Raw genomic sequence first — 7,180 nt, forward strand, 5'->3', positions numbered from 1 at the left:
AATTAAATAGTTAGCATGGTAAACAACACCCATTTGGTCCGTTTCAGCGTATCTTACTTCAATTTCCCTTGTTGATACTAACATGTTTATTCCCCATTTCCCATTCTTTTGAGAGCTGTTTCAAAATCTTCTTTTTCAAGATAGGATACATTCTGTAACAGCGTATCCTTATCGTCTCCAGCAAGAATCCTCATTGCTTGGGATTGAATTGTTTCATCCGTTAGATTTGTTGCAAATCGTCCATTACCGTTTATGGATATTCCCTTAAGTTCCCCTTTAAGATACTCAATCGCACTTCCTGTTATTTCGTATTGAAATTGTGAAGCATAATTGATCATAATTTGGAGCAGCTCTTCCGCAGTGTAATCATTAAAATAGAGAAACTTTTTAAATCTTGATTTCAACCCCGGATTACTATGCAGCAAGGCCTCCATTTCGTTCGGATAACCTGCTAATATGACAACTAAGTTCTCATTATGCTTTGTCATTTCATCAACTAGAGTATCAATGACTTCCTTGCCAAAGTCACCTTGAACTCCAGATAATAAGGAATAGGCTTCATCAATAAAGAGGACTCCGCCAAGTGCTTCTTTCAATTTCTTTTTCGTTTTAATCGCAGTTTGTCCGACATATCCAGCGACAAAATCCGCTCGGCTTGCAACAATTAAATGCCCTCTTTTTAAAAATCCGCATTCCTTTAAAAGCTCTGCATAAATTTTGGCAACGGTAGTCTTTCCTGTTCCCGGGTTTCCAATAAAAACTGAATGAAGCTGGATTGGTACGACTGGAAGTCCCTTTTCTCTTCTAATTTGCTGCATCCTTACAAATGATGTTAACATATTCACTTCGTTTTTTACCGTTTGAAGACCTATTAAATTTATTAATTGTTTTTTAGGATTTATTGGCGCATCGTATGCAGTCATTTCAAAATCCGTTTTATCGAGCAGTGAATAATCTAATATGGAATTGTCGCCATCATCAATATGAGCACCTTTATTAAAAATAGCATCTAAGACAATGTTTTTTACAGCCCGGGCATTTCCAAACGTATCATCTACCCTTTCCATTTCAATCCTTTTTTCAAGCTCCTGTTTTGCCTCAGCAGTCAGAACATAGTCATTATCTAAAGCAAGTTTATCGGCAATCTGAATGAGCTCATCATTTGAATAGTTAGGCAGATGGATAAAATTCGATTGGGGAAAACGACTTCTTAACCCAGGATTTGCATCAAGGAACTGACGCATCTCATCTGGGTATCCGGCCATAATAACAGCAAATTTCCCGCCATATTCTTGGCCTGTCATTAATGACACGAGGGTATCAATGACCGTTTGCCCATAATCATTGCTTGATTGTCCTTCTCTTCTTAAACTATAAGCCTCATCAATAAATAATACTCCTCCAAGTGCTTTTTGGACTGCAGCCCGTACGTTTTCTTCCGTTTGCCCAACAAAAGCGCCGACTAGCTGTGAACGATCGACTTCTACTACAGCTTCTTTAGATAATGAACCAAGGTGATAATAAATTTTTGCCAGTAACCTTGCTAATGTCGATTTCCCAGTTCCCGGGTTTCCTGTCAAAATCATATGCAGGCTTAATTCATCTTTTAATTGAAAACCAAGTGCTTTTCTATCCTTCTGATACTTTAAATATCGGTAAAAATCTCTTACTCGCCCTTTAACATGTTCTAATCCGATCAATTTTTCCAATTCTTCCAGTGGGTTTGCTGCAGTTTCAACTTCTAATGATTCCTCTTTAAAAAGCAATTCCCAGCTCTTCTTAATCTCTTCAATCCGGTCTAAAGTTTCTCTCATTTCAGCGTAATACGAAGAGTGGTAAAAGACTCCCACAACGGATTGTATGTATTCTTCACTTGCTTTAAGAAGCCTTAACGTCTCCTCCTCAGCCTTATCTAACAGTATATCCATGCTTGAATATAATTTGATCAAATGGTCATCCGTCAGTTTATCTTGAGTTTTGGTAAGTTGCTCCCGCTCCTCTTCAGCTTGATCTAAAAACATCCTACATTGTTCTTGAATCTGATTAACGGTTTGCAATTTCGCTTGTTTATTATCTGTTTCTCGAAGCGGAGGAAACGACAAAATATCTAATAAAACTTCTTTGTTTTTCCAATTCATTTGTTCGATGATCTCAGCCGCTTTAGAATGATGTGGATTTAAGCTATATGCTTTTTGTATCCACGCAAGACCAAGAGTATCTTCCTTTGCTTTTGCTAGTCTTGAACGACCGGCGAGCGATAGTAATTCTGAAACTAGTTCCCTATTTTCATTGTGATTTAACGTTTTGATGAAGGCTAATATTGCAGCTTCATTTTCAATATAACCATTATGCTGAAACTCCAATTCCCAATTCCTTATTTGACTGTTCATATACTTGTTCTGTCTTTGTTTTTCCATCTGCATCACTTCTTCTTTTATAGTCCACAACTATCATATCATACTTAATGATAGGGAAAAAAATTTGAATTAAAAGAAGACCTGATCTTTGGGATCAGGTCTTCTAAATGTAGCTTATTTATTTATAACCATTTTGCCGTGCCTGGCTTTCATCTTGAATTTCCGCACGCATTGCTTCAATACTTTCCTTACGGCGCTCATTTTTAGCGGCAATTTTTGCACGCTCTTCTCCATCAGCAAACTGCATCGTTTCTTCAGCATCATTCATATTTTCAATTGAGTTTTCAACCATCGTATTTAGTTTTTCAACATTGTCACTGCGATCATCTGGTTTAGGTTTATTTTCATAAGCCATAAATAAATAACCTCCTATTGAAGATGTGCTGATACAAAGTTAGTATGTCGTTTCAAAGGAAAGCTATTCACCTTTTGTTTGTATTACTTGGGGAACTCCGCCAGTATTGCTTTGCATTTTTTTCCCCTTATTTCCACCAAAGCTGCGCGATTTTGTCCCAATATGATTAGGATTATATTGCACAGATTCTCGTTTCGGATTACTCATAAGAATCCCTCCTCATTAAAAGTATGTCCAGTAGAGTAGGGGGGCATTTATGGTAAAGAATGTTATTCCGCTTTATTTAATCGCTTTTCTTCTAATCGCTCTTCAATTTTTTCCATTGCTGCCTGATCTTTTAATATTTGTCGCTTATTTTCTGAAACAAGTTCGGCGAATGAGCGTTTTCGTGGTTTTCTCATTNNNAATAACCGTTTTAATTATTACAAATTTTCGAAAATTTTATTTTACAAAAGAAAAACATCAGCATAAGCTGATGAATTCTTATTTTGTATATTCTCTCATCATGTCAATTGTCATTGCACTTAAATGCTTATGTGTAATAATCCCTTTTTCATTAATAAAGAAAGTCGTTGGAATGGTTAAAATTTTATATGCAGTATTTACCTCATCTTTATCATCGAGAAGAATAGGAAAATGAATATCCATCTGCTTGGCAAACCCAGCAACATCATACTCAGGATCAATATTAACAGCCAGTATAATTATTTTATCACCGACTTCTTCGTGAAACTTTTGCATTGCAGGCATTTCCGCTTTACATGGAGGACACCATGTTGCCCAAAAATTTAAGATCACCTTTTTCCCTCTATAATCGGAAAGCCTTACTGTTTCGCCATCTAAGTTTTTTAATTCAAAATCAGGTGCTTTTAATCCAACCTTTAGCCCTGGAAGGTTCTCCGTTTCCGGTTCTTCCTTATCCATCGCGTGAACAATTGCTGCTGCCATCAAGCCAAAAATAATACTTGCTGCTACGATCTTTTTAATCATTTGCTGTTCAACACCCTTATTATCTATTTAATCGTATTGTAACCTAGACAAGCAGAAAAAATAAGGTTCTGAACAGCCAAAAAGCAACGAAAAATGTGACAATTCCATAAACAATATGCGTAAACCAGTTCTTAAGGGGCCAGCTTCCTTTTCGATATTTTGTATAAAAATAAATAACTGCAATTAATAGGCCGAGCAGTTTGCCCTTTGTTCCGCCAGTTGAATAAAGAATGGATAATGGCTCTTCTATAATAACCGTTGGCTGAAAAATAACGGAACTAAATTTATAAACGATAAATCCAATCAGAACAGCGTTTAAAAATGAACTTAAAAAGAGTTCCTGAAATGAACGATCCTCTTTTGACATGAATTTCATAAATAAATAAGCAGTCATACCGGCAAGAAAAAAAATAATCCATTCATATTTCAGCATAAAGGGGCCTAACATAATTGCACCCATCTCTTTCCTCCCAATCAAAGTTTCTTACAATAAACATACAAGAGTCCTTTATGTTTGTAAAAATAAGTGCTCGAACGAAAAAAGCGCGTAAGGTTTCAACAAATGAAACCCCACACGCTTTTTGCATAAAAATTAATTAGCTAATTTTTCACGTAGAACCATTTGTAAAATCCCGCCATGACGGTAGTAATCGATTTCTACTTCTGAATCGAAACGAACAAGAACTTCAAATTCTTTCTTGTTGCCTTCTTCATCAGTTGCAGTTACCTTTACTAGATCACGTGGTCTTACATTTTCATCGATTTGAACATCGATTGTTTCTTTTCCTGTTAAACCAAGAGCTTCTGCACTATCACCATCTTTGAATTGAAGTGGAAGAACCCCCATCAATACAAGGTTAGAACGGTGAATACGCTCGTAGCTTTCAGCAATAACTGTCTTAATTCCAAGTAAATTTGTACCCTTTGCAGCCCAGTCACGTGAAGAGCCCATTCCATAATCTTTACCTGCTAGAACAACAAGACCAGTATCTTCTTCTTTGTACTTCATGCAAGCATCGTAAATGGACATCACTTCACCAGTTGGCCAGTGAGTAGTGAAACCGCCTTCTGTTCCTGGAGCAATTTGGTTACGGATACGAATATTAGCAAATGTTCCACGCATCATTACTTCATGGTTACCACGGCGAGAACCATAAGAGTTAAAGTCACGTACCTCTACTCCGTTTTCTAATAAATATTTACCAGCAGGTGTATTCTTGCCAATTGCACCAGCAGGAGAAATATGGTCAGTCGTAACAGAATCGCCAAACTTACCAACTACGCGAAGACTATTTAATGGCTTCACTTCATCCGGATCTGCCTTTAACCCTTCAAAGAAAGGAGGATTTTGGATATATGTTGATGTTTCATCGAAAGAATAAAGCGGCTCACTGCTTGTTTGGATTTTATTCCAAAGAGCATTGTCACCAAATACATTCTCATATTCTTTACGGAATAATTCTGGTGTTACCGTTTGCTTAACAACTTCATTTACCTCAGCAGTAGTTGGCCAAATATCTTTAAAGAACACGTCATTTCCATCTTTATCTTTTCCAATAGCATCCTTCTGAAGGTCAATATCCACTGTGCCAGCTAACGCATAAGCAACAACTAACGGTGGTGAAGCCAAGTAGTTAGCTTTTACTAATGGATGAATACGACCTTCAAAGTTACGGTTACCAGAAAGAACTGATGTTACTAAAAGATCGCTTTCAGCGATAGCCTTTTCGATTTCTTCTTTAAGTGGTCCAGAGTTACCGATACAAGTAGTACAGCCATAACCAACAATGTTAAAACCTAATTGATCTAGATAAGGCTGAAGACCTGAATCACGAAGGTAACCAGTTACAACTTTAGAACCTGGTGCTAAAGAAGTCTTAACAAACTTTGGAACTTCCATGCCAAGTTCAACGGCTTTTTTCGCAACTAAACCAGCACCAACTAATACATATGGGTTAGAAGTATTTGTACAGCTCGTAATGGCAGCAATTGCAACAGCACCTGTTTTCATTTCTGTTGTATCGCCATTATTGAATTTAACTGTTACTTCCTTATCAATTTCCTTTCCATCTAAACCAAAGCCTTGGTTGCCTTGTGGAGCAGTTAATGCTTTGTTAAATTCCTGTTTCATCGCTGAAAGTGGAATTAAGTCCTGTGGACGCTTTGGACCAGAAAGGTTTGCTTCGATATCAGAAAGATTAATCTCTACAACATTTGTATAAACTGGCTCTAATGAAGGATCGAAGAATAATCCATTTTCTTTAGAGTATGTTTCTACTAATTTAATTTGTTCCTCAGAACGGCCAGTTAAGCGCATGTATTCAAGTGATTCCGCGTCAACTGGGAAGAATCCGCAAGTTGCACCATATTCAGGTGCCATGTTAGCAATTGTTGCGCGGTCAGCAAGCGGCAGTTCAGTGACGCCAGGACCAAAAAATTCAACAAATTTTCCGACAACACCATGTGCACGAAGAACTTGTGTTACTTTTAATGCTAAGTCAGTAGCCGTTGCGCCGTCTGGAAGTTCTCCAATTAGCTTCACACCTACAACTTCAGGTACAGGGAAATATGAAGGCTGTCCAAGCATTCCAGCTTCCGCTTCAATTCCTCCAACACCCCAGCCAAGAACACCAATACCGTTGATCATAGTTGTATGGGAATCAGTACCTACTAATGTGTCTGGGAATGCTTCGAATTCTCCATCTTCATTTTCAATTGCATGAACAACACTTGCAAGATACTCAAGGTTTACTTGGTGAACGATACCTGTAGCAGGCGGTACAGCACGGTAGTTATCGAACGCTTTTTGTGCCCAGCTTAGGAATTGATAACGCTCCGCATTTCTTTCAAATTCAAGCTTCATATTAGCATCTAATGCTTCAGGAGAACCGAATTGGTCAACTTGAACAGAGTGGTCAATAACAAGGTCAACTGGCTTAAGAGGGTTGATTTTATCTGGGTCTCCCCCCATGTCTGCCATAGCCTTGCGAAGAGATGCTAAATCTACAACCGCAGGAACTCCAGTAAAGTCTTGCAGGATTACACGTGAAGGTTTGAATGGTACGTCAACCTCTTTAACTTCATCCGTGCCCCATTTTGCTAAGTTTTCTACATGTTCTTGCGTAATAACACGACCGTCAAATTGACGAAGAACAGATTCTAATAATACTTTAATAGAGTACGGCAGATTTGCTACATTGCCGATACCAGCTTTTTCTAAAGCACCTAAATGATAATAATGATAACGCTTCCCGTCTAATTCAAATGACTTACGGGCATTAAATACATCATTTTTCACCATGGGTTTATCCCCCTTTTACATATTTAATCAAATATAAAGATTTAGAAATTTGTCGAATAGATGGGATTTTTGACCATCTACTCTTCTCAACAATAATCTTAATACAATGTGTGACAT

General features: G+C 37.6%; 7 protein-coding genes. All 7 read right to left on the reverse strand.

The window, feature by feature from the left end:
- Positions 1 to 86 precede the first annotated feature (86 nt).
- Positions 87 to 2,417, reverse strand: a complete 2,331-nt coding sequence (locus V7149_RS11665) for an AAA family ATPase (protein WP_335345800.1) — start codon at positions 2,415 to 2,417, stop codon at positions 87 to 89.
- 118 nt (positions 2,418 to 2,535) lie between these two features.
- Complete coding sequence (gene tlp, locus V7149_RS11670) at positions 2,536 to 2,772, reverse strand: small acid-soluble spore protein Tlp (protein ID WP_335345801.1); 237 nt, start codon at positions 2,770 to 2,772, stop codon at positions 2,536 to 2,538.
- Positions 2,773 to 2,835: 63 nt separating this feature from the next.
- On the reverse strand, positions 2,836 to 2,979 hold the full coding sequence (locus tag V7149_RS11675; RefSeq protein ID WP_335345802.1) for an acid-soluble spore protein N: 144 nt from the start codon (positions 2,977 to 2,979) through the stop codon (positions 2,836 to 2,838).
- Positions 2,980 to 3,041: 62 nt separating this feature from the next.
- Positions 3,042 to 3,173: an FbpB family small basic protein gene (locus tag V7149_RS11680; RefSeq protein WP_315668757.1), complete on the reverse strand. Its 132-nt coding sequence runs from the start codon at positions 3,171 to 3,173 to the stop codon at positions 3,042 to 3,044.
- Positions 3,174 to 3,255: 82 nt separating this feature from the next.
- Positions 3,256 to 3,762, reverse strand: coding sequence for a peroxiredoxin family protein (locus tag V7149_RS11685; RefSeq protein WP_335345803.1), 507 nt, complete (start codon positions 3,760 to 3,762; stop codon positions 3,256 to 3,258).
- 43 nt (positions 3,763 to 3,805) lie between these two features.
- Positions 3,806 to 4,222 (reverse strand): hypothetical protein, encoded by a 417-nt coding sequence (locus V7149_RS11690; RefSeq protein ID WP_335345804.1) that lies wholly within the window; start codon positions 4,220 to 4,222, stop codon positions 3,806 to 3,808.
- A 132-nt stretch (positions 4,223 to 4,354) separates the two neighbouring features.
- Positions 4,355 to 7,063 carry an aconitate hydratase AcnA gene (gene acnA, locus V7149_RS11695; protein WP_335345805.1) on the reverse strand — a complete coding sequence of 903 codons (2,709 nt, stop codon included), beginning with the start codon at positions 7,061 to 7,063 and terminating at the stop codon, positions 4,355 to 4,357.
- Between the last annotated feature and the right edge of the window lie 117 nt (positions 7,064 to 7,180).

It is taken from the genome of Bacillus sp. JJ1503, assembly GCF_036965125.1.
In the GTDB taxonomy this organism is placed as follows: Bacteria; Bacillota; Bacilli; order Bacillales; family Cytobacillaceae; genus Cytobacillus.

Coding starts and splice junctions, on each gene's coding strand:
- V7149_RS11665 (WP_335345800.1), bottom strand. CDS start 2,417: ATGGAAAAACAAAGACAGAACAAGTATATGAACAGTCAAATAAGGAAT.
- V7149_RS11675 (WP_335345802.1), bottom strand. CDS start 2,979: ATGAGTAATCCGAAACGAGAATCTGTGCAATATAATCCTAATCATATT.
- V7149_RS11685 (WP_335345803.1), bottom strand. CDS start 3,762: ATGATTAAAAAGATCGTAGCAGCAAGTATTATTTTTGGCTTGATGGCA.
- tlp (WP_335345801.1), bottom strand. CDS start 2,772: ATGGCTTATGAAAATAAACCTAAACCAGATGATCGCAGTGACAATGTT.
- acnA (WP_335345805.1), bottom strand. CDS start 7,063: ATGGTGAAAAATGATGTATTTAATGCCCGTAAGTCATTTGAATTAGAC.
- V7149_RS11690 (WP_335345804.1), bottom strand. CDS start 4,222: ATGGGTGCAATTATGTTAGGCCCCTTTATGCTGAAATATGAATGGATT.
- V7149_RS11680 (WP_315668757.1), bottom strand. CDS start 3,173: ATGAGAAAACCACGAAAACGCTCATTCGCCGAACTTGTTTCAGAAAAT.